At 69.1% G+C, this 20,786-nt stretch carries 23 protein-coding genes; 17 read left to right on the top strand and 6 right to left on the bottom strand.

What is annotated here, in order from left to right:
- Positions 1 to 25: 25 nt before the first annotated feature.
- The 4 genes from JDV09_RS17865 (at position 26) to JDV09_RS17850 (ending at position 3,721) form a co-directional block, all read left to right on the top strand.
- The gene (locus tag JDV09_RS17865; RefSeq protein ID WP_221370473.1) at positions 26 to 1,504 is read left to right on the top strand and encodes a WS/DGAT/MGAT family O-acyltransferase; all 1,479 of its coding nucleotides are present in this window, start codon (positions 26 to 28) and stop codon (positions 1,502 to 1,504) included.
- A complete protein-coding gene (locus tag JDV09_RS17860) occupies positions 1,501 to 2,988 on the top strand; it encodes a WS/DGAT/MGAT family O-acyltransferase (RefSeq protein WP_221370472.1) in 1,488 nt (495 codons plus the stop codon). The genes JDV09_RS17865 and JDV09_RS17860 overlap by 4 nt, the downstream gene beginning before the upstream one ends.
- A gap of 111 nt (positions 2,989 to 3,099) precedes the next feature.
- Complete coding sequence (locus JDV09_RS17855; protein ID WP_221370471.1) at positions 3,100 to 3,435, top strand: heme-binding protein; 336 nt, start codon at positions 3,100 to 3,102, stop codon at positions 3,433 to 3,435.
- Between the two features lie 37 nt (positions 3,436 to 3,472).
- On the top strand, positions 3,473 to 3,721 hold the full coding sequence (locus tag JDV09_RS17850; RefSeq protein ID WP_221370470.1) for a hypothetical protein: 249 nt from the start codon (positions 3,473 to 3,475) through the stop codon (positions 3,719 to 3,721).
- Here JDV09_RS17850 and JDV09_RS17845 read toward each other — a convergent pair.
- Positions 3,701 to 4,657 carry an alpha/beta fold hydrolase gene (locus tag JDV09_RS17845; protein WP_221370508.1) on the bottom strand — a complete coding sequence of 319 codons (957 nt, stop codon included), beginning with the start codon at positions 4,655 to 4,657 and terminating at the stop codon, positions 3,701 to 3,703. The genes JDV09_RS17850 and JDV09_RS17845 overlap by 21 nt on opposite strands.
- Positions 4,658 to 4,662: 5 nt before the next feature.
- The gene (locus JDV09_RS17840) at positions 4,663 to 5,511 is read right to left on the bottom strand and encodes an SDR family NAD(P)-dependent oxidoreductase (RefSeq protein ID WP_221370469.1); all 849 of its coding nucleotides are present in this window, start codon (positions 5,509 to 5,511) and stop codon (positions 4,663 to 4,665) included.
- Between the two features lie 102 nt (positions 5,512 to 5,613).
- Here JDV09_RS17840 and JDV09_RS17835 point away from each other — a divergent pair, with 102 nt between their 5' ends.
- The 5 genes from JDV09_RS17835 to JDV09_RS17815 all read left to right on the top strand — a co-directional run bounded on the left by JDV09_RS17835 (position 5,614) and on the right by JDV09_RS17815 (position 9,886).
- The gene (locus JDV09_RS17835) at positions 5,614 to 6,903 is read left to right on the top strand and encodes a PucR family transcriptional regulator (protein ID WP_221370468.1); all 1,290 of its coding nucleotides are present in this window, start codon (positions 5,614 to 5,616) and stop codon (positions 6,901 to 6,903) included.
- Positions 6,904 to 7,026: 123 nt separating this feature from the next.
- Complete coding sequence (locus JDV09_RS17830) at positions 7,027 to 7,497, top strand: 2,4'-dihydroxyacetophenone dioxygenase family protein (protein WP_221370467.1); 471 nt, start codon at positions 7,027 to 7,029, stop codon at positions 7,495 to 7,497.
- Between the two features lie 2 nt (positions 7,498 to 7,499).
- A complete protein-coding gene (locus JDV09_RS17825) occupies positions 7,500 to 7,886 on the top strand; it encodes a DUF1330 domain-containing protein (protein ID WP_221370466.1) in 387 nt (128 codons plus the stop codon).
- A gap of 80 nt (positions 7,887 to 7,966) precedes the next feature.
- Complete coding sequence (locus JDV09_RS17820; RefSeq protein ID WP_221370465.1) at positions 7,967 to 8,317, top strand: SpoIIAA family protein; 351 nt, start codon at positions 7,967 to 7,969, stop codon at positions 8,315 to 8,317.
- Positions 8,318 to 8,503: 186 nt separating this feature from the next.
- A complete protein-coding gene (locus JDV09_RS17815) occupies positions 8,504 to 9,886 on the top strand; it encodes a phenylacetate--CoA ligase family protein (RefSeq protein WP_221370464.1) in 1,383 nt (460 codons plus the stop codon).
- A gap of 21 nt (positions 9,887 to 9,907) precedes the next feature.
- On the opposite strand, the gene JDV09_RS17810 is transcribed toward JDV09_RS17815, so the two are convergent.
- Both JDV09_RS17810 and JDV09_RS17805 read right to left on the bottom strand, forming a co-directional pair.
- Positions 9,908 to 10,438, bottom strand: coding sequence for a PNPOx family protein (locus JDV09_RS17810; protein ID WP_372452952.1), 531 nt, complete (start codon positions 10,436 to 10,438; stop codon positions 9,908 to 9,910).
- A gap of 90 nt (positions 10,439 to 10,528) precedes the next feature.
- A complete protein-coding gene (locus JDV09_RS17805) occupies positions 10,529 to 11,590 on the bottom strand; it encodes an alpha/beta fold hydrolase (protein WP_308124158.1) in 1,062 nt (353 codons plus the stop codon).
- A 746-nt stretch (positions 11,591 to 12,336) separates the two neighbouring features.
- On the opposite strand from JDV09_RS17805, the gene JDV09_RS17800 reads away from it, so the two are divergent.
- From JDV09_RS17800 to JDV09_RS17770, 7 genes are all read left to right on the top strand, one after another.
- Entirely contained in the window at positions 12,337 to 12,897 is a 561-nt protein-coding gene (locus JDV09_RS17800; RefSeq protein WP_221370462.1) for an OsmC family protein, read from the top strand.
- A gap of 17 nt (positions 12,898 to 12,914) precedes the next feature.
- Complete coding sequence (locus JDV09_RS17795) at positions 12,915 to 14,165, top strand: NAD(P)-binding domain-containing protein (RefSeq protein WP_221370461.1); 1,251 nt, start codon at positions 12,915 to 12,917, stop codon at positions 14,163 to 14,165.
- Entirely contained in the window at positions 14,158 to 15,339 is a 1,182-nt protein-coding gene (locus tag JDV09_RS17790) for an NAD(P)/FAD-dependent oxidoreductase (RefSeq protein WP_221370460.1), read from the top strand. The genes JDV09_RS17795 and JDV09_RS17790 overlap by 8 nt, the downstream gene beginning before the upstream one ends.
- Positions 15,314 to 16,609, top strand: coding sequence for an MFS transporter (locus JDV09_RS17785; protein WP_255605543.1), 1,296 nt, complete (start codon positions 15,314 to 15,316; stop codon positions 16,607 to 16,609). Before JDV09_RS17790 ends, JDV09_RS17785 begins: the two co-directional genes overlap by 26 nt.
- On the top strand, positions 16,557 to 17,000 hold the full coding sequence (locus JDV09_RS17780; RefSeq protein WP_221370459.1) for a MaoC family dehydratase: 444 nt from the start codon (positions 16,557 to 16,559) through the stop codon (positions 16,998 to 17,000). The genes JDV09_RS17785 and JDV09_RS17780 overlap by 53 nt, the downstream gene beginning before the upstream one ends.
- A 78-nt stretch (positions 17,001 to 17,078) precedes the next feature.
- Complete coding sequence (locus JDV09_RS17775; protein ID WP_221370458.1) at positions 17,079 to 17,360, top strand: type II toxin-antitoxin system Phd/YefM family antitoxin; 282 nt, start codon at positions 17,079 to 17,081, stop codon at positions 17,358 to 17,360.
- Positions 17,357 to 17,614, top strand: coding sequence for a Txe/YoeB family addiction module toxin (locus JDV09_RS17770; protein ID WP_221370457.1), 258 nt, complete (start codon positions 17,357 to 17,359; stop codon positions 17,612 to 17,614). The genes JDV09_RS17775 and JDV09_RS17770 overlap by 4 nt, the downstream gene beginning before the upstream one ends.
- A 79-nt stretch (positions 17,615 to 17,693) precedes the next feature.
- On the opposite strand, the gene JDV09_RS17765 is transcribed toward JDV09_RS17770, so the two are convergent.
- The gene (locus tag JDV09_RS17765; RefSeq protein WP_221370456.1) at positions 17,694 to 17,963 is read right to left on the bottom strand and encodes an SHOCT domain-containing protein; all 270 of its coding nucleotides are present in this window, start codon (positions 17,961 to 17,963) and stop codon (positions 17,694 to 17,696) included.
- Positions 17,964 to 18,246: 283 nt separating this feature from the next.
- On the opposite strand from JDV09_RS17765, the gene JDV09_RS17760 reads away from it, so the two are divergent.
- Positions 18,247 to 18,705: a hypothetical protein gene (locus tag JDV09_RS17760; protein ID WP_221370455.1), complete on the top strand. Its 459-nt coding sequence runs from the start codon at positions 18,247 to 18,249 to the stop codon at positions 18,703 to 18,705.
- A gap of 14 nt (positions 18,706 to 18,719) precedes the next feature.
- Here JDV09_RS17760 and JDV09_RS17755 read toward each other — a convergent pair whose 3' ends face one another.
- Positions 18,720 to 20,741: a heavy metal translocating P-type ATPase gene (locus tag JDV09_RS17755; RefSeq protein ID WP_255605553.1), complete on the bottom strand. Its 2,022-nt coding sequence runs from the start codon at positions 20,739 to 20,741 to the stop codon at positions 18,720 to 18,722.
- Between the last annotated feature and the right edge of the window lie 45 nt (positions 20,742 to 20,786).

Here is a 20,786-nt window from a genome sequence, read left to right as displayed (position 1 = left end):
CTACCAACCCAGAAAGCCCTCGATTATGCGTGCCCTCACCAGTCTCGACAGCATGTTCCTCGCCGCCGAGGACGGCCGGACCACCGCCAACGTGTCCAGCCTGGCCATCCTGGATCGCTGCGATGCCGACGGAAAACCGTTGACCCGCAAAGATATTCAGGAGCTCTTCGCGGAGCGTCTGCACCTGCTCCCGCCGCTGCGCTGGTGCCTGGCCGACGTTCCGTTGGGGGTCGGCCACCCGTGGTGGGTCGATCGCGGTGGCGACGTCGACCTCGACTTCCACGTGCGGGAAACCGCGGTGGTCAGCCCGGGTGACCGGGGCGCGCTGGAAACGCTGGTGGCCCGGCTGTCCGCCCACCCGATGGATCGTTCCCGGCCCCTGTGGGAGGTCTATCTGATCCACGGCCTGCAGGACGGCCGGGTCGCGCTGTTGACCAAGCTTCATCACGCGGCGGTCGACGGGCTTTCGGGCGGTGAGGTGCTCGACATCCTGTTCGACCCGACCGCCGAGGGGCGCGCCTCGGTACCGATGCCCAGCTACCGGCGGGAGAAGGAGCCGGGGCAACTCGCACTGCTGGCGCGCGCCATCGCGGGAGTGCCGGCGCGCCAGGTGCAGACCGTCAAAGCGGCGGGCCGCGCGCTGACCCACCTCGATCAGGTCGCCACCTTGAGGTCGATCCCGGCGGTCGGCGCAGCGGGCCGTGTCTTCCGGCGGATCTCCTCGCCCGGCACCGGCCGGCGGGTGGTGCTCGACAAATCGCTGCCCAAAGCGCCGAAGCTGGCCTTCAACGGGAAGATCACCCCACACCGGCGGGTCGCGCTGACCAGCGTGGCCCTCGACGACGTCAAGGCGATCAAGAACCACTTCGACGCCACCATCAACGACGTCGTGGTCGCGCTGACCGCCGGTGCGCTGCGTCGCTGGCTCACCGATCAAGACCAGCTGCCGGATCTGCCCCTGGTGGCGGCGGTTCCGGTGTCGGTGCGGGCGCAAGCGGAGCTGGGAACCTACGGAAACCGGGTCGGCACCATGCTGGCCGTGCTGCCCACCGACGAGCCCGATCCGGTGGGCCGGCTGCGCCGGTGCCGTACGGAACTGCGCGCCGCCAAGGAACGGCACCAGGCGGTGCCGCCGTCACTGATGCGCGACGCCAACGACCTCATCCCGCCGATCCTGTTCGATCGGGCGGTGCGCGCGATGACCGGCGTCGCAGCCAGCGATGCGTTGTCGCCCGCCGCCAACCTCGTCATCTCCAACGTGCCGGGACCGCGGGCGCCGCTGTACTGCGCGGGCCGGCAGATTCACGAGCACTACCCGGTGTCCACGATCAGCGACAGCCTGGGCCTGAACGTGACGGTCTTCAGCTATGTCGACCGCCTCGAGATCGGCCTGGTCGGCGACCGCGACCTCGTCGCCGACCTGCCCGGTCTCGCCGATGCCTTCGACAAGGAGCTTCAGGTCTTCATGCACGCCCTGCACGAGAGCGAAAGCGGCCCATCATGAGACGCCTCAGCAGCGTTGACGCCCAGTTCCTCGCGATGGAGGACGGCCGGATCCACTCCCATGTGTGCCAGTTGACCATCATCGAGGCCACCACCGCCGCCGGGGCCAAAGTCGACGGTAGACGCATCCGCGAACTGCTTGCCGACCGGATCGACCGGATGCCCCCGTTCCGCTGGCGGGTCAAGGAGGTGCCATTCGGCCTCGACTATCCGGTCTTGGTCGACGACGAGGCCTTCGATCTGGATTCACACATCTGGGAGAGCGCCCTGCCGGCGCCCGGCACCGACCAGCAGCTCGCAGACACGTTGGCGCGCATCGTGTCCCGCCCGCTGGACCGCGCCAGGTCGCTGTGGGAACTGCACGTCATCCACGGGCTGGCCGACGACCGCATCGCGCTGGTCACCAAGGTGCACCACAGCATCGTCGACGGGGTGTCCGGGATGGAGCTGCTCGGCGCGCTGCTCGACCCGACCCCGGAACCCGCCGACACCCCCGAACTTCCGGCCGCCGCGCCACGGTCGCTGGGCGCCGCGCCATCGGACGTGGAGCTGCTGACCCGCGCCATCGCCACCCTGCCCGTGCAGTCGGTGCGCATCGCGCGAAGCGTGCCCACCATGCTGCGGCACATCGACCAGCTTCCGACCATGCGCAACCTGCCCGGCGCCGGCGTGATCGCGCGGGCGGCCGACCGCGCCGAACGCATCGCCACCCGCAACAAAGACGGGCGCAGCCTCGAGCATCCGCATGCGGCAGCACCGAAAGTCTCGTTCGGAGGCAGGATCTCGGCTCAGCGCCGGTTCGCGTTCGGATCGTTGCCGCTCGCGACGATCAAGTCGATCAAAGACACCGTGCCCGGAGCCACGGTCAACGACGTCGTCGTGGCGCTGTGCGCCGGAGCGCTGAGACGCCGGATGATGGCGCGCGGCGACGATGTCGCCACACCGCTTGTCGCGATGGTGCCGGTGTCGGTGCGCACCGGCGATCAGGACTCGGGCAATCAAGACTATGGCAACCAGATCTCGTCGATGATCGTGCCGATCCCGACGGATGAACCGGATCCGCTGCGGCGGCTCGAGCAGGCACATCAGGTGATGCACGCCGCCAAAGACCGCCATCGCGCGATTCCGGCCAAGCTGCTCACCGCCGCCAACCACACCGTGCCGCCGGCCCTGTTGGCCCGCACCGCCCGGGTGATCTCGATGACCACCGGTGCAGGCTGGATCAAGCCGCCGTTCAACGTCACGATCTCGAACATCCCGGGATCGCCGCACCCGCTGTACTGTGCCGGCGCGAGGGTCGTCTCACAGCATCCGGTCAACGTCCTGCTCGACGGCGTCGGGCTGAGCATCACGCTGCTCAGCTACCAGAACCGCCTCGACTTCGGGCTGACCGCCGACCGGGAGCTGCTGCCCGACGTCTGGCGGCTCGCCGACGAAATGCGCGAAGAACTGGCAATTCTCGACGCCGGGGTCGGCGTGCACTGAACAACGGTTGCATACCACAATCCCGTGAATACCCCCACCGGTTTCGGTTAGGGTGGCTGTGAACCATACGGAACCGTCGGCCCAGGGGGGTCATCCGACGAGGAGGATGCCATGTCGCTTCCAATTGCCGCTGCATGCCGCGTGATCGCCACCGGTGCGGTCAGCGGTGCAATGCTGTTCGCCGGCACGGCGATCGCCGCGGCGGACGGGCCGCTGGACTGCACTGCCGCAGATCTGGCCCGTGCCGCATCCGGCGTGTCCAACGCCACGGCGGATTACCTGTTCACCCATCCCGATGTCAACGGGTTCTTCACCGGCCTCAAGGGCCTGGACGAGCAAGCGGTACGCGCCAGCACGGAGGACTACCTCAACGCCAACCCGCAGGTGCGGACCGATCTGCAGAACATCCGGCAGCCGTTGGTCGACTTCCGGACCCGCTGCCAATAGGCCCGCTCCAGTTCGACTCATCGGAAGGACGACTGTCATGCCGAACAAGCGCATCTACCTCGCGGCGGCCCTCGCCACGGCTCCGGCCGCGGCAGCGGTCTTCACCGCCGTCATCGCGAGTCCGTCGACGCCCCCCACGATCAGCGCCGACAACATCCACGTCAACGTCGACTACGGCATCCCGGACATCAACGTGGTGCCCAACGTCGCCCCGGACATCCACGTGCCGAACATCAACAGCGTCGTCAACCCGGGCCACGTCGGTCTACCCGGACGCGGCCGCTAGCTCGCCCCCGGCGCCGGCCGTCCGGCGGCGGCCAACGGCGTGACCGGTCGTGGTCAGGAAATCACGCAGCCGGTCCAGCACGAGGGCGGGTCGCTGCTCGGCGATCCAGTGCCCGACGCCGTCGACCCATTCCACCTGGAAGTCGTCGATTCGATCGGCGTATCCGCGCAACAGGGTCGGCGTCAGGACCGGGTCCGCCGTTCCGTGCAACCACCGGACCGGCACGCCGACCCGGGCGTCGGCGTACTCTCCGCGAAGCCACGGCACGAACTCGCGGGCGAGGAACGTCCGGTACCACCGCGAGCAGGCTGCGGCGCGGTCACGCCGGCGGAACCGTTCGGCATAGGCCTGCAGTTCCTCCTCCGACAGGGACCAGTCGCCGCCCACCCAGGAGGCCAGTCGGCGCAGGAATCGCCGCCTCCGGTCGCCGATGAGCCGCGGTCCCCCGATCGGTAGCGCGATCGGGATCTGGTACCAGAACCGCCACAGGTGCCGGGCCATCGCGAGATCCGGTGTCAGCCACGGCGCGATGGTGTTCATCCCGAAGAAGCCGGCGACCTTCGCGGGGTGGCGCAGCATCATGATGAACGCCACCGGCCCACCCCAGTCATGGGCCACCAGGGTGGCCGGACCCACGCCCAGCCGGTCGAGCACCGCCGCCAGGTCGTCGGCCATCACGGTCTTGCGGTACTCGGCTTTGGGTGCAGAACTCCATCCGGCACCCCGCAGGTCGGGGCACAGCACGCGATAGCCGTCGGCGGCCAGCGGACCGATGAGATGGCGCCACTCCCACCAATGCTGGGGGAACCCGTGCACCAGCAGCACCGGTCGGCCGTCGGCCGGCCCGGCCTCGGCGACGTGGATCGTGACACCGTCCCCGATGTCGACGAACCGGTGGGTGACCCCGTCGAGCGCGGGGGGCGGGTCGGCACCCACCGCGGTCACTCGGCGACCTTGGCGAGCTGGGCGGCGATCCGGCGGGCCAACGGCGGCGCGAGGCGCGACAGCACGTACATCACGTGGGCCTCGGCGGCGACGGGCGCCACCGCGCGATTGCGGTCGATCGCGCGCAGGATGTTGCGGGCCACCCGCTCCGGGGTGTAGCCGCGCTTCTGGTAGGTCGCCGCGAGACGCTGTCGCCGGCCGTCGGCGTCACCGGACCCGCGGATCGGACTGGTCTTGGTGATGGCGGTGTTGATCACCCCGGGACACACCGCGGTGACACCGATGCGGTGGGGTTCGAGCTCGATGCGCAGCGCCTCGGACAGACCCAGCACCGCGAACTTGGTTGCGCTGTAGGCCGACAGCTGCGGATTGGCCAGCAGGCCGGCGGCCGAGGACAGGTTGACGACATGCCCGCCCCGGCCGGACTCGATCATCCGCGGCAGGAAGGCGTCGCAGCCGTGCACGACACCCATCAGGTTGATCGACACCAACCAGTCCCAGTCCTTGTGGCTGGTGTCCAGGAAGCCGCCGATGAGCCCCACACCGGCGTTGTTGACCAGGATGTCGACCCCGGTGAAGTGCGCGAACGCGGCGTCGGCGAAGGCCGCGACCTGATCGGGGTCCGAGACGTCCACCCGGTGGGTGATCACGTCGGCGCCGAACCGGCGGGCGGCGCCGGCGGTGTCGTCCACGGCGGACTCGTTGATGTCGCACAGCGCCAGGTCGGCGCCGCGGCGGGCACACAGCAGCGCCAGTTCGCGGCCGATGCCGCTGCCCGCGCCGGTGATGGCGACCACTCGGCCTGCGAGGTCGGCGGTCTGGATGCGTGATCGTGAGTTGAACATGCCAGGCAAGCTACGTCCGGGCCGCGTCACCGGGCTCGTGCACGAACGCCAACGTTGATCACGATCATTGTGACGCCGCCACAATCGGACTAAATTCCGGCCATGGACCCCCAATGGTCGCCCCTCCGGGAACCCGCGGCACAGCGGGCCTGGCAGGCGGTGCTGGTGCCCATCGCCGCCGAGTTGCGCGCGAGTGCGGCGAACCTTGCCGAGCGGGCGGTCGAGCGGATGCAGGCCGAATTGCCGCATCTGTTCCCCGATGAGCCGTCCCGCAAAGAGGCTCTGGTCAGTACCGACGCCAGCCTGCAACAACTCGCCGAGCTCATCGAGATCGGCGGGGATCCGCGCCAGACCGCGCTGCCGCCGTCGACGCAGGCCATCGCTCGGGCGGCCGTTCAGCGGCAGGCCCTGCTGCCGGATCTGATGCGGTTCTACCGGCTGGCCCAGGAGCTGGTGTGGACATGGCTGTTCACCCGGATCACCGCAGCCGCCGACGACGCCGCGCAGCAGGCCAAGGCGCTGGAATTGGCCACCGGCTGGATATTCGGCTATGTCGACGGGGCACAGATGCGCGCCGAACAGACCTATGAACTCGAGCGGGAGGCCTGGCTGCGCGGGACGGCGGCCGCACGGGCGGCCGCGATAGACGACATCGTCGCCCAGCGCGAACGCGACACCCAGCGCGCGTCGAAGCGCCTGCGCTACGACGTCGCCCGCACGCACGTCGCGGTCATCGCCTGGCTGGACCGGGCGCCCGACGAGACCGACCCCCAGACGCTGCTGGGCGGCGTCATCGCCGGCATCGCGCACGACACCGCGGCGGACAGCACGCTGGTCCATCCGTCGGGGACGCTGGGGGTGCTCGGATGGCTGAGTCGCCGGGGTCCCTGTCCGCCCGAGGCGTTGGCCCGGGTGAGCGTCGGGGATCCGCACGCCGGCGTCCGGGTGGCGCTGGGAGAGCCGGGCCAGGGCCTCAAGGGTTTCCGCCGGACCTATCTGGAGGCCGCGCACGCCCGGCGGGTCGCATCCCTGACCGGGAGCCGCGCGGCCGCGGTCACCCGCTATCGCAGCGTCGCGGTCGCCGCGCTGGCCAGCGCGGATCGGGAGCACGCCCGGTCCTTCGTCACCCGCGTGCTGGGACCCCTGGCGGCCGACGACGAGGACACCTACCGGGTGGCCACGACGCTGGCGGTCTACCTGGCGGAGAACCGCAGTCCTACCCGCGCCGCACGGCGCCTGACCGTCCACCCCAACACCGTCAGCTACCGGGTGAACCAGGCCGAGACGATCCTGGGCCGCGGCATCGACACCGACACCCTCGAGCTGTCGGTCGCGCTGGCGCTGTTGCCCACCCTCCCCGGGATGGCACACCCCGAACCCGACGAACTGTGACGCGGGCACAACCGGGTCGGCCGACGTTGTCACGACGGACCGAGCGGACATCCGGGTGGCTCTCCTAATTTCGGTACTCGACCCGCCGCGCGGCGGCGATCAGCTCACCGAAGGAGGAGTGCAATGCAGCAGACCCTGCAAGAACTCGACGTCAACTACATCAATGGCGCCGACAACCCGTGGATTCCGTTCACGCCGCTGACCGACCAGGTTTTCCTGAAGTACTGGAAGGTCGACCCCGTGCGGGCCGAGGTCGTCGTCTCGATGAAATTCCCTGCCGGCCTGGAACTTCCGCCGCACTACCACACCGGCATCGTGGTCGGACACACCGTGCGCGGGGCGTGGCGCTACAAGGAGAACAACTGGACCTCCCGCGCGGGCGACACCGTCTACGAGGTGGCCGGCTCGTCGCACACGCCGCACAGTCTGGAAGACACCGAGGTGTTCTTCTTCCTCGTCGGTGAACTCCTGTTCCTCGACGAGGACAAGAAGATCCTCTGGCAGGAGAACCACAAGACCTCCATCGAGCGCTACACGCAGTACTGCGCCGCCAACGGCATCGCCCCTCGCGACCTGACCTCATGGGAGGCCTGACCATGTCCGCTATCGAACCGAACGGGACCCAGCTGGCCGCGCTGCTGGCGGGTGCGGCCGACAACGACGGGCCCGTGGTGATGATCAACCTGCTGCAGTTCCAGGAGAACGGGCAGGACAGCTATCAGCGTTACGCCAAGGAGGTGCAGCCCTTCCTGGCCGCCGTCGGAGCCACCATCCTGTACGCCGGCGACGCCAGCCACGTCGTGGCCGGCGACATCGACCGGCCGTTCTGGGACGCCATCGTCGTCGTCCGTTATCCGTCCCGCGCGGCGTTCGTCGCCATGGCAACCAACCCGAAGTACCTGTCGGACGCCCACATCCATCGGGAGGCGGCACTGCAGAGCACGCACCTGATCGCCACCGACCCGTGGGTGCCGGCCTCCTAGCAGCACCCGGTGGGGTCCTTGTCCTCTGCGCGCATCAGGACAAGACTCGGACAGACCAAGCCAGACCAACGGAGGTCGATGTGATCGATAAGATGGAGCGCAGCCACGACAGCATTCTCGGGTTCCAGGTGAGCGGGGACGTCACACGCGAGGACTACGACATCCTCGAACCCCCCGTTCGAGCGGCCATCGAGGAGAAGGGATCGATCCGGGTACTGCTGGACCTGACCGATTTCCATTGGGAGAAGGCGGAGGCCTGGGGCGCGGACTTCCGCTTCGGCAAGGAACACCACAACGCCATCGAACGGATGGCCATCGTCGGCAACCACGAATGGGAGAAGTGGCTGACCCGGCTCGCCCAACCGTTCTATGCCCGACAGGCGCGCTATTTCTCCGACGCCGACGAGGCGTGGACCTGGCTGGAGTCATAGCCGCCGCCCGAGGACCCGCGGATCAGCCACTGCCGTCGTTGGGGAATGCAATATCGCCGAACCCCCGGCGCCGATCCGGGGTTTCGCAGGTGAACCGGGAGTCGCGCTGAGCTGAGCGCCTCAGAATGGGGCGACCGACCACCGGGACGTTGAGCACCGGGAGAACGCGATCATCATGAAGGGGCTATGACCCGGACGGCGATGCTGAAGGCGGAGCTGGACATCTGGCGCGCCAAGTGGGCAGACGCCGACGCAATCCGCGCGCGGCAACAACGTCGGCTGGCGGATCTGGTGGCCTTTGCAAGACGCCGGTCGGGTTTCTACCGGCGTCACCACGCCGGGCTACCGGATACGCCCGCATCCCTCGGCGTGCTTCCCACGGTGACCAAGCCACAGCTGATGGAGCAGTTCGACGACGTCGTCACCGACCCCGCGATCACCAGGTCCGGTGTCGACGCGTTCCTCGCCGATCGGGCCAACATCGGCCGCCGCTACCTGGGGCGGTATCCGGTGTGGACGACCTCGGGAACCACCGGAGAACCGGGCGTGTTCGTCCAGGACGATTTCTCCCTGATGCTCGTGCACACCGTGCCCGACCGCTGGACCACCCCCGCCCTGTTCCACGTCGCGACGATGCGACAGCTGATCGCAAACAACCGCAGATTCGCCGAGATTGCGGTTGCCGGTGGTCATTTCGCCGGCGCATCCGGCGTCGAACTGTTTCGCCGCGAGTCTCGATCCGGCGGCGGCCGCATCCGATTCTTCTCGGCCACCCGGCCCATCGACGACCTCGTCGCCGATCTCAACGACTACCGGCCGGCGGCCGTCATCGGGTACTCGACCGTGCTTCGGGAACTCGCACGCGCACAGCAGGAAGGCCGGCTCGCCATCAGTCCAGCCATGATCGTTCCCACCGCCGAACCGATCACCGCCGCCGGTAAGGCGCAACTGCGCGAGGCTTTTCGGTGCGTGGTACGGGAGATGTACAGCGCGACCGAAGCCATTCCGTTGGCCACCGAATGCCGCGACGGCAACCTGCACGCGAACACGGACTGGTTCCTGCTCGAACCGGTCGACGATGCCGGTCACCCCGTCCCACCCGGCCTGCCCTCGGCCACGGTCCTGCTGACCCACCTGGGCAATCGGTTGCAACCACTGATCCGGTACGACCTCGGCGACAGCATCGCCATGCACCCACAACCCTGTTCGTGCGGCAGCGCCTTTCCGGTGATCGAGGTGCAGGGCCGACAAGGCGATGTCCTTCACTTTCGGTTCGGCACCGGGCGGCCGACGGCGGTCTTCCCCCTGGCGTTGACCGGCGTCGTGGAAGCCGTTCCCGACGTCACGCGCTGCCAGATCGTCCGCACCGGCCCGTCCGCACTCGAGGTCCGCTTCGACACGAAGACCGGCAGCGACCGGGCCGCCGCGTGGGACCGCATCGCCCGCTCCCTGGGCGGATTCCTCGAGTCCCAGGGGCTCGGCGACGTGCGGGTCGAACTCGGCACGGCGCCGCTGCAACGACACCCCCGCAGCGGCAAGTTCCGCCACGTGTGGACCGCAGACGGATGAGGCCCCGACACGGGGAGTGGATCAGCGTGGCGTCTGCGACGTCACCGCCGTCCGGTCTGCGGCCACGTCCAGGCGCAGGAACGACGCCACGCGATACAGCTTGAACGTCCGGCGCAGCCGTGGCGACAGAAACACCTGTGCCTCGGCGGTCGGCACGATGACCGGCGCGGTGGCGGTCAGTCGCTGCCCCTTGTGCTCGACGGTGCACACCTCTGCGGCGAGCACATTGGCGCACCAGTCGACACCCGTGCCGTAGGGAAGCGGAATGTAGAGACGGTCGCCGACCGCATGGATCAACACCGGGGTGGCATAGGCCCTCCCCGATCTCCGCCCCACATGGTGCACGACCGACGCGTACCAATGCTCGGATCCGGCCAGGTGCAGCATCGCAGGGTTCAACACCGCCCGGTTGAAGCGGCGCACAGCGTCGACCCCGGGCCGCCAGCGGGTGCGGAAGATCGACACCAGGACCACCTCATAGACCGCCAGCGCCAGCATCACGCGGCAGAAGGTTCGAAGGACCCGGGTCGAGCGGCGCTCCGTCGTGGACATGGGCCGAAAGTATCCCGGCGCTGAGACCGCGTAGTAGGGCCGTTGGGCCCTCGACTCCGACCCGGCGCCCCGTGATTCCCGACCTCGGCGCTACGACTCCAGCGTGGCGAGCCGGGCCGCAGCGGCTGCCCGTGCCGATTTCCCGCCGACGCCGAGTTTCGCGTAACAGTTCGACAGGTGCCGTTCCACGGTTCGCACACTCAGGTGCATGGCAGCTGCGATCGCGCCGTTGTCCATGCCCGCGGCGACGAGCCGGAGGACCTCGATCTCGCGGTCGGTGAGCAGGCCGCTTTGCAGCGTCGGGGTGGCCCGGCCTGCCGGCAGAAACCCGCGCAGCTGTGCGCAGAAGTCCGCCCAGGCCGGTTCGTCGTCGAGCAGGATGTGGTTGGCGCTGTCCAGCGGGACGAACGTCGCGCCGGGAATCAACGCCGCGAGATTTCGCCCCTCGTCGAACGGGACCACCGCGTCGTCGCGCACGTGCAGCACGAGCGTCGGGACCGTGATGCTGCGCGCCAGGTCGCGGACGTCCACGGCGTAGCGGACCGCGCGGGAGCGTGCCGCATGCTCGCCGGAACTCGATGCCCGTTGCAGTTCGTCGAACCACGCCATCTGGGCATCCGACCCACCCGGTATGAACAACGTCGTGAAGACCCGCCGGAACGCCGGGTTGGACCTGCCCCAACCCATCCGGGTCAGGGCGACGAATGTCTGGGCTTCTTCCCGCGTCTCCGGCGTCGGATCGCGGGCGACCCGGCCGCGCGCATAGGTGCCGTAAAGGACCAGCTGGGAAACCCGATCCGGATGCCGGGCCGCGTAGGCGATCGCGACCGGACCACCGCCGCTGGCACCGAGCAGGCTGAACCGCTCCACGCCGGCCGCGGCCACCACCGCCTCCAGGTCGCCGACCCAGTTCTCCAGCGTCAGGGCTGGGCACTCCCGGTCGGACAGGCCGCAGCCACGCTCGTCGTAGCGCACCAGCGTGTGCTCGCGGCTGAGAAACTCCACCCAGTGGCGCCATACCGGCGACGTCCAGTCGCGCTCCAGGTGGGTCATCCAATGGCCGGCCTTGACCACCACCGGACCGTGCCCGCTGGTGGCGTACGCAAGCCGCACGCCGTCCGTCGCGGTACAGAACCGCAGTTCCTGGCGCACGAAAAACATGCTACGTGCGTGCCGACACGTTCGGACCAGCGATTTGGGTGGTAGCACCGATGCCGCCGGTGGCCCCCGATTCCTACCGTTCGGCGTATGGGGAATACCGCGGAGGCGCGCGACATGGGGATCTTCTCCCGATGTGTCTCACCCGTTCACGGTCGACCGTATATATGGCCCGCAGAACCCGCAGCAGTGGCGCTGAACCGGCCGTTTCAGCGGACTGCAACATTGCCTCAACAACGCCGGTCCACGGTGGGCCCAGCACATCCGAACCGGCCGAGGACATCACCGATGCCAAAACCACCAACAGGAGAAACCGCCCGGAACCGCGCGGACCCCGTGATCGGCGACCTGGACGGGTTCGTCGGCGCGATTGCTTTGGCGACCACCCATGGTGCAGCGGCCAATCGGGTCACCGGGCAGGTGATCAATATGGGGACCACTTCCCGATGTGGCTCAGGCCCCGATCGCCGAGCGTGGACCTGGTCCGCGCAACCCGGCAGGAAGGAGCGTCACCAGAAGCGCCGACGAGCCACGTCCGGGCGGTACGCCGAAGCAGGCCGGGCCCCAACGAAGTTGAGGCAGATGCCTCATGCCGCACGGGGGCTACCACAACCACCATTTCCAATAGGTCATCAACAGTTCGGCGGGACCGCCGGGCCGACCACACAACAACAGCTGAAAACCCTCAACCCGCGGCCGAATCGCCGATCGATCCGGCCACCACAGAAAGGAAACATCTCATGACCACACTGACCACCCCGGTCGACAACGGAGTCAACGTCGACGCCCTGCTCGGCGTCCGCGCGGCCCTGCCCGATTCTCCGGAGATCGCCCAGTTCCAATGGCGGACAACGGTTTCCTGGGTCAACGGCACCCACAGCCGCGCCAGCGTCGACTCGTTCCACGGGTTCGGCGAGGAGCAGAAGCACAAGACCGAGTTCCACTACGACGTCGACCATCCGTTGGCGTTCGCCGCCGAGGACAACGGCGCCACCCCGGTCGAGTACGTGCTCGTCGCCCTCGGCGGCTGCCTCACCGCGGGCATCGCCTCGGTCGCCCAGAATCGCGGCATCCAGCTGCGTTCCGTGCACGCCACCATCGAGGCGCAGCACGATCTGCACGGCATCCTCGGTGCGGACCCCGACGTCCGCAACGGGTTCAGCGGCGTGCGGGTGACCTACACGATCGACGCCGACGCCACCGACGACGAGATCAAGGCCCTGGTGGCCCAGTCCCAGAAGCGCTCGGCGGTGTTCGACATCCTCACCAACCCCACCGACGTCACCGTCGACGTCGCCTGAAAGACCGGAGGCCCGAAGTGCTCACGACAACCACCGTCGTGGTGGGCGGCGGCCACTGCGGGCTGGCGATGAGTCGCCGCCTCGCCGAGAAGTCCATCGACCACGTGGTCTTGGAACGCGGCGAGGTGGCGCACTCGTGGCGCACGCAGCGCTGGGACTCGCTGCGGCTGCTGACACCCAACTGGATGACCCGCCTGCCGGGTTACGCCTACAGCGGCGACGACCCGGACGGCTACCTCACCGCGGCTCAGACCGCGCAGTTCATCGCGGACTACGCGAAGGAGTCCGCCGCTCCGGTGCGGGAGAACACGGCGGTGCTGTCGGTCCAGCCCACCGAACACGGCTACCTGGTGCACACCGACCAGGACACCTGGCACGCCCGCACGGTCGTCGCCGCCTCGGGTGCGACGGCGGTTCCGCACGTTCCGCCGCTGCGCAGCGCCGTGCCCGCCGGGATCACCTCGCTGACCCCGGCGCAGTACCGCAACCCGGATGATGTGCCCGACGGCGGCGTCCTGGTCGTCGGCGCATCGGCGAGCGGGATCCAGATCGCCGAGGAGCTGCACCGCTCCGGGCGCCCCGTCACGCTGGCCGTCGGCGAGCATGTCCGCATGCCCCGCACCTACCGGGGCAAGGACGTGCTGTGGTGGATGGATGCCTCGGGACTGTTCGGCGAACGCTACGACGCGGTCGACGATCCGATCCGGGTGCGCGCCCTGCCGTCGATGCAGCTGGTCGGTTCCCCCGAGGGCAGAACCGTCGACCTCAACGCGCTGAGCCGGCTCGGGGTGCGACTCGCCGGACGGCTGGCCGGGATCCGCGATGGTGTCGCGCAGTTCTCCGGCTCACTGGCGAACGTGTGCGCGCTGGCGGACCTGAAGCTGGGCCGGCTGCTGGACACCTTCGACCGGTGGGCGGCCGAGACGGGGATCGACGGCATCGAGGCGCCGGAGCGCTACGCGCCGACGGTGGTTCCGGCGGCCGTGCCGCTGACGCTGGACCTGCGCACCGGAGGAATCCGGACGATCCTGTGGGCCACCGGGTTCCGACCGGATCTGTCGTGGATCGATGCCCCGGTATTCGACCGGAAGGGCCGGGCCGACCATGACGGCGGCGTAACCGCCAGCCCGGGCCTGTACCTCATCGGCATGCCGTTCCTGCGACGCCGCAATTCCACCCTCATCGACGGCGCCGCCGAGGACGCCGCCGACCTGAGCGATCACCTGGCGGGTTTCCTCGCCGGGGCCCGAGGAGCCTCTGATGACTGACCACTACGACGCAATCGTCGTCGGCGGACGCGCCGCCGGAGCGGCGACCGCGATGCTGCTGGCCCGCGGCGGGCTGCGGGTCCTCGTCATCGAGGCGACCCGGCGCGGCACCGACACGCTGTCCACCCATGCGCTGATGCGCGGCGGCGTGCTGCAACTGCACCGCTGGGGCCTGCTCGAGACCGTCACCGCGTCCGGCACCCCGGCCATCGTCGCGACCGAGTTCGGCTACGGCGACGACGTCGAGACCGTCGACATCCGGTCCGCCGACGGCGTTTCCGCCCTGTTCGCCCCGCGCCGAACGGTTCTCGACACACTGCTGCAGGACGCGGCCCGCGCTTCCGGTGCCGAGATCCGCAGCCCGGCCATCGTGACGGACCTGCTGACCGAACGCGGCAGGGTGTACGGCGTCGAGGGCATCGTACGATCCACCGGCGCGCCGTTCCGTGCCACCGCGACCCTCACCATCGGTGCCGACGGACGGGGCTCGATGGTGGCGCGGACGGTCGACGCGCAGTTCCTTCGCCGTGGCGCGGCGTCCGGCGGGATCGTCTACGGCTACTTCCCCGGGCTCGGACGGGACCGCTACCGGTGGGCCTACGGATCCGGCGTCGCCGCGGGTGTGGTCCCGACGGGCGACGGCCTGGCCTGTGTCTGGGCCGGCACGTCGGCCGCGCGGTTCGACACCCTGCGGTCGCGGGGCCTCGAGTCGACGTTCCGGCTGCTGCTGGCCGAGGCGGCCCCGCGGGTGGCCCGCTCGATCGCCGCGGCATCGTCGGCCGGTGCGCTTCGCGGGTTCCCCGGGGCGCCGGGCCATCTCCGCGCGTGCGCGGGCCCGGGCTGGGCGCTGGTCGGCGACGCCGCCTACTACAAGGACCCCATCACCGCGCACGGCATCACCGACGCGCTGCGCGACGCCGAGCTGCTGGCCAGAGCGGTGCTCGACGCACCGCACGGTGGGCGATCGCAGGCCGACGCCCTGCTGGGCTACCAAAACACCCGGGACCGTCTCTCGACGGAGCTGTTCGACATCACCGAGCGCATCGCCGGCTACCGGTGGAGCCTCGCCGAGCTGCGCGGACACCTGCGGGTGCTGAGCCAGGCGATGCGGCCCGAGGTCGACGCGCTGCTGCACCTGGACACCCCCGATGAGCACGCCCTTCTCGCCGGTTGACACCATGCGGCCGTCGGCAATCGGGCAACGCTCCCTCATCGCGCTGATCCAGGTTCTGGGCCTGTCCGTGTGGTTCTCGGCCACCGTCGTGGTTCCGGGCCTGCGCACCGAATGGGGCCTGGGCCCGGTCGCGGCCGGATGGCTGACCGCATCGGTGCAGATCGGGTTCGCGGCCGGCGCGGTCGGCTCCGCGGCGCTCAACCTGGCCGACCGCATCCGGCCCCAGCGCCTGCTGGCCGCCGGGTGCGTGGGCGCGTCCGCCTGCACCGCCGCGCTCGCGTTCTGCGCCGACGGTCTGATTGCGGCGGTCCCGCTGAGGTTGCTGACCGGGGCCTCGCTGGCCGCGGTGTACCCGGTGGGCATGAAGCTGACGGCCTCGTGGTCCGGGTCGGCCGATCGTGGCCGCTCGTTCGGCGTCCTCATCGGGGCGCTGACCCTCGGCTCCGCCCTTCCGCATCTGATCAACGGCCTCGGGCCGCTGCCCTGGCGGACGGTGCTGGCCGCCGGGGCGGCGCTGTCCACGGCCGCGGCTTTGATCGCCTCGAGCGCCATCGTGCCCGGGCCACACCTGGACGGCGGCGCGGTGCGCTGGAACCCGCGGTACGCGGTGACCATGTTCGCCGACCGCGGGGTCCGGCTGACCAACATCGGCTACCTCGGCCACATGTGGGAGCTGTACGCCCTGTGGACCTGGCTCGCGCTGTTCATCGTGGCCGGCAGGCAGGCCCGCGCTGTCGACGCCGCGTGGTCGACCGGCGTCATCGCGTTCGGTGCGATCGGGATCGCCGGCCTGGCCGGATCCCTGCTCGGCGGTTGGGCGTCCGACCGGCTCGGTCGCCGCCCCGCCGCGGTGACCGCGCTGGTGGTCAGCGCATCCTGCTGCATCGCGTCCCCGTTGTTCTTCACCGCACCGACCGTCGTCCTGGTGCTGTTCCTGTTCGTCTGGGGTGCGTCGGTGATCGCCGACTCCGGGGTGTTCTCGACGTCGCTGAGCGAGCGCGCGGACACCAGGTTCGTCGGCACCGCGCTGACCGCCCAGACGGCGGTCGGCTTCCTTCTCACCATCGCCACCATCCAGCTCGTCCCGCTCGTCGCCGGCCACATCGGATGGCGATACGCCTTTCTGGTGCTCGCGCCCGGGCCGCTGATCGGCGCCGTGGCGATGGCAGCACTTCCCCGTCTCGCACCATCCACCACCGCACAGAAGGAGAGAACCCATGACCACTCATTCCCCAGCGCGGGTCACGCCGGTTGTCGGGCAGACCGCTGAGCTGTCCCGAACCGTCGGCGACGACGACATCGCGCTGTTCACGATGATCAGCGGCGACCGCAACCCCCTGCACTACGACGAGGCCGCCGCCAAGGCGTCCCGATTCGGTGAGATCGTGGTCCAGGGCGGTGTCACCAGCGCGATCCTCAATGCCGTGGTGGCCGAACGACTGCCGGGTCCCGGAACGGTGTTCCTGAGCACCCGATGGGATTTCAAGGCGCCGGTGCGCCCCGGCGACACCATCACCGGACGGGTGGAGGTGCTCGCCGCCCGGACCGACAAACCGATCACGACCCTCAAGACCACCGTCACCCGCGACGACGGCACGGTCGTGCTGGACGGCACCGCGGTGTGTTACACGATGGACCTGACGGGCGGCGCCGGCGAGTAGCTGTGCCGACCCAGACCGAGAGTCGTACGGCCTTGCCGTACCATAGTCGTACGGAAAGATCGTACGAAAGAGGTCGAGATGGCGATCAGTGCCAGCGAAGCGCGTCAGCGGCTCTTCCCGCTCCTGGAGAAAGTCAACGCCGACCACGAACCGGTACGCATCACATCGAAGGCCGGAGACGCGGTGCTGATGTCGGCAGACGACTACGACTCGTGGCAGGAAACGGTCTACCTCCTGCGTTCGCCGGAAAACGCGCGGCGGCTCATGGAGGCGGTCGCCAGAGACAAATCGGGCGAGTCCGGACCGGAACCGCACACGAAGACCATCGACGAGCTCCAGGAGATGGCCGGACACGAGTGAGAAGCATCAGCTTCGATCCCGGCGCCTGGGAAGACTTCCTTTTCTGGTTGTCCTCTGACCGCAAGATGGCCCGCCGGATCACCCGGCTCATTGCCGAGATTCAGCGCGACCCGTTCGCCGGGATCGGAAAGCCGGAGCCGCTCAAGGGTGAGCTGTCGGGATACTGGTCCCGGCGGATCGACGATGAACATCGACTCGTCTACCGGGCGGACGACGGCGAAGTCAAGATCCTGAAAGCGCGATACCGCTACTGATGCACCGCGCCGCCCGAACCAGCTCTTCGAAGAATCACCCCGATATGGCCGACCCCACCCCGACGAAACTGCGCCCGGCTCAACCAGCGCGGTTCGTGCGCAGGATACCCAGTCGCTGTTGGTATTCCGCTTCGTCGATCTCGCCCCGGGCGAACCTGGCTGCCAGCACCTGCTCGGGTGTTATGTCGTACGGCGGGTGCTGCGGCACGGAACGTGGCGGGGGGCCACCGATGGTGAAGCGGACCAGCGCGATGATGCCGACGATGACGAGAGTCCAGAACAGCACCATCCCGACAGCCATGCCTGCGTACCCCCATCCGCTCATGTCGTGGTCGTACCAGAACATCACGGATATCTCCTTCCTTGCGGACCTGCTGTGCCGGCGTAGTCGAGGGCGGTCATGATCCCGGCCGCCATGTGGTGACCCCCGGGGACAGCCGGCAGAAGGCCGCACCGTGCCACAGGACTCACCACAAGGGGCTGGAGGGCCATGACTCCACCATGCCCGCCACCCGCGTCGGGTTGGGTGTTGGTTTCGTCAAGATTTACGCAAGACGCGGGAGCGGTTGGCGGCACGCTGCCTATCGTCGGAGGCAGGAACCGGTTCACACCTCGCAGCAGGCAGGGAGGCCATGGGCAGCCACGGTGACCGAACCGACGGTCGAGGCCGGCTGCTGTTGATCGCCGCGGCGATCGTGGCAGGTGCGGCCCTCATCGCCGGTGTCTTCGCGACTGGCGTGCTGCGGTCGGACGACCGCGGCGACTCCGCACCCTCTGCCGAAGAATCGGCTCAGGACCGCTGCCAGTCCGACGTCCTCAGTCGGTTGGTGGCGCCCGAGACCGCGCGTCTCTCGGATGTCCGCACCGAGACCAGCGACCTGGAAGCCGACGGCAAGGACCTCTTCGCGCTGACCCTCGAGGAGCCGCTCAAAGGCGTCGACACCTCACGCATCACCGTGCTCAACGTCTCCGGTGTGGTCAACGCCCCCAACGAAATCGGTTCGACGATGCAGGACCACTTCGATTGCCGCGCCTACTTCGTCGACGGGTCGCTGGCCCACACCCTGGTGCTGTTCGACCACGGCCACTGAGTAACCACACGGTGCTAGCGATCGAGAACCGCGTGGGTACTGGCCTCGGGGCGCAGGTCCAGGCGCCGCAGCAGTTGTGCGTTGAGCGCCACCACGATCGTCGACAGCGACATCAATATCGCTCCGACCGACATCGGCAGCACAAACCCCACGGGCGCGAGAACGCCGGCGGCCAGCGGCACCGAGACGAGGTTGTAACCGGCGCCCCACCACAGGTTTTGCTTCATCTTGCGGTAGCCAGCGCGGGAGAGTTCGATCACCGACAGCACCGAGCGCGGGTCCGAACTGGCGAGGATGACACCGGCCGAGGCGATCGCGACGTCGGTACCGGCGCCGATCGCGATGCCGACGTCGGCCTGTGCCAGTGCGGGGGCGTCGTTGACGCCGTCGCCCACCATGGCGACCTTCTTTCCCTCGCGCTGCAGCGCCGATACCTTCGAGGCCTTGTCTTCCGGTCGCACCCCGGCGAACACGCGGTCGATGCCGAGGTCGTCGCCGACCGCGCGGGCCACGGCCTCGGCGTCGCCGGTGATCATGACGACCTCGATGCCGAGTCTGTGCAGCGCATCGACGGCTTCGCGGGATTCGGGGCGGACCTCGTCGGCCAGCCGCAGCCCACCGATGACTGCGCCGTCACGGACGACGTGCAGGATGATCGCACCCTCGCCGCGCCAACCCGCGGCAGAGCCGACCTCTGCGGCACCGACCTCGTCCAGCAGACGGGGGCCGCCGACCCGGATTTCGTGCCCGTCGACCGTCGCGGTCACCCCGACCGCCGGGGAGGACGAAAAGCCACCGGCGTGCGGCACGGTGAGTCCGCGTTCGTCGGCTGCGCGCACGATTGCACGCGCCAGCGGGTGCTCACTGTCGGTTTCGGCGGCCGCCGCCAGCGCGAGGACCGTGTCACGGTCGAGGCCGCCGGCGGGATCGATCCCGGTGACGGTGGGTTCGCCACGGGTCAGGGTGCCGGTCTTGTCGAACAGCACCGCATCGACGGTGCGCATGCTCTCCAGGGCGAGCCGGTCCTTGATCAGCACGCCGCCTCGCGCGGCCCGTTCGGTGGCGATCGAGACGACCAGCGGGATCGCCAACCCCAGCGCGTGTGGGCACGCGATGACCAGCACGGTGATCGCCCGCATGACCGATGCGTCCGGGTTTCCGGCGATCGTCCATACCGCAGCCGTGATCGCCGCGGCGACCAGCGCGAACCAGAACAGCCAACCCGCCGCCCGGTCGGCAAGGCGCTGGGCCCGCGATGACGAGTTCTGCGCGTCGGTCACCAGCCGCTGGATCCCGGCCAGCGCGGTGTCCTCGCCGGTGGCGGTGATCTCGACCCGCAGGCCGGAATCGGTGGCCACGGTTCCGGCCGTCACGGCGTCGCCGACCCCGCGCGCGACCGGCCGGGACTCGCCGGTGACCATCGACTCGTCCATGTCCGCGCGGCCGTCCACGATCCGGCCGTCGGCCGGGATGCTGCCACCCGGCCGGACCACCGCCACGTCGCCGACCTGAAGATCGGCCGGCGACACGGTGACCGTCTGGTCACCGTCGATCTTCTCGGCTTCGTCCGGAAGCAGGGCGGCCAGCGAGTCCAGGGCCGACGTCGTCTGGGCCAGGGAGCGCATCTCCACCCAGTGACCGAGCAGCATGATGACGATGAGCAGGGCCAGTTCCCACCAGAACTCGAGTTCGTGGTGCAACAGGCCCAGCGTCGCACCCCATGATGCGAAGAACGCCACGGTGATCGCCAACCCGATCAGCAGCATCATTCCCGGCTTGCGGGAGCGCATCTCGCTGCGGGCACCGGTCAGGAAGGGCCGTCCACCGAAGAAGTACATCACCGTGCCCAGCAGGGGAGCGACCCATCGGGCGCCCGGGAAGCCCGGGATCTCGTAGCCGAGCAACATCGCGAACATGCTCGAGAAGCCGACGACCGGTACGGCCAGGATCACGTTGATCCAGAACAGTTTCCGGAACTGCGCGGCATGATCGCCGCCGTGTCCGGCATGGCCTCCATGACCCTGGTGGCCGGCCATCGGCGAGGCGGCCGAATGCGCATGGTGTCCGTCGTGGACCTCATC

It is taken from the genome of Mycolicibacterium xanthum (assembly GCF_019710635.1).
GTDB lineage: Bacteria > Actinomycetota > Actinomycetes > Mycobacteriales > Mycobacteriaceae > Mycobacterium > Mycobacterium xanthum.
Note: the sequence above shows the minus strand (reverse complement) of the source record. Positions and strands in the feature narration are given on the sequence as shown.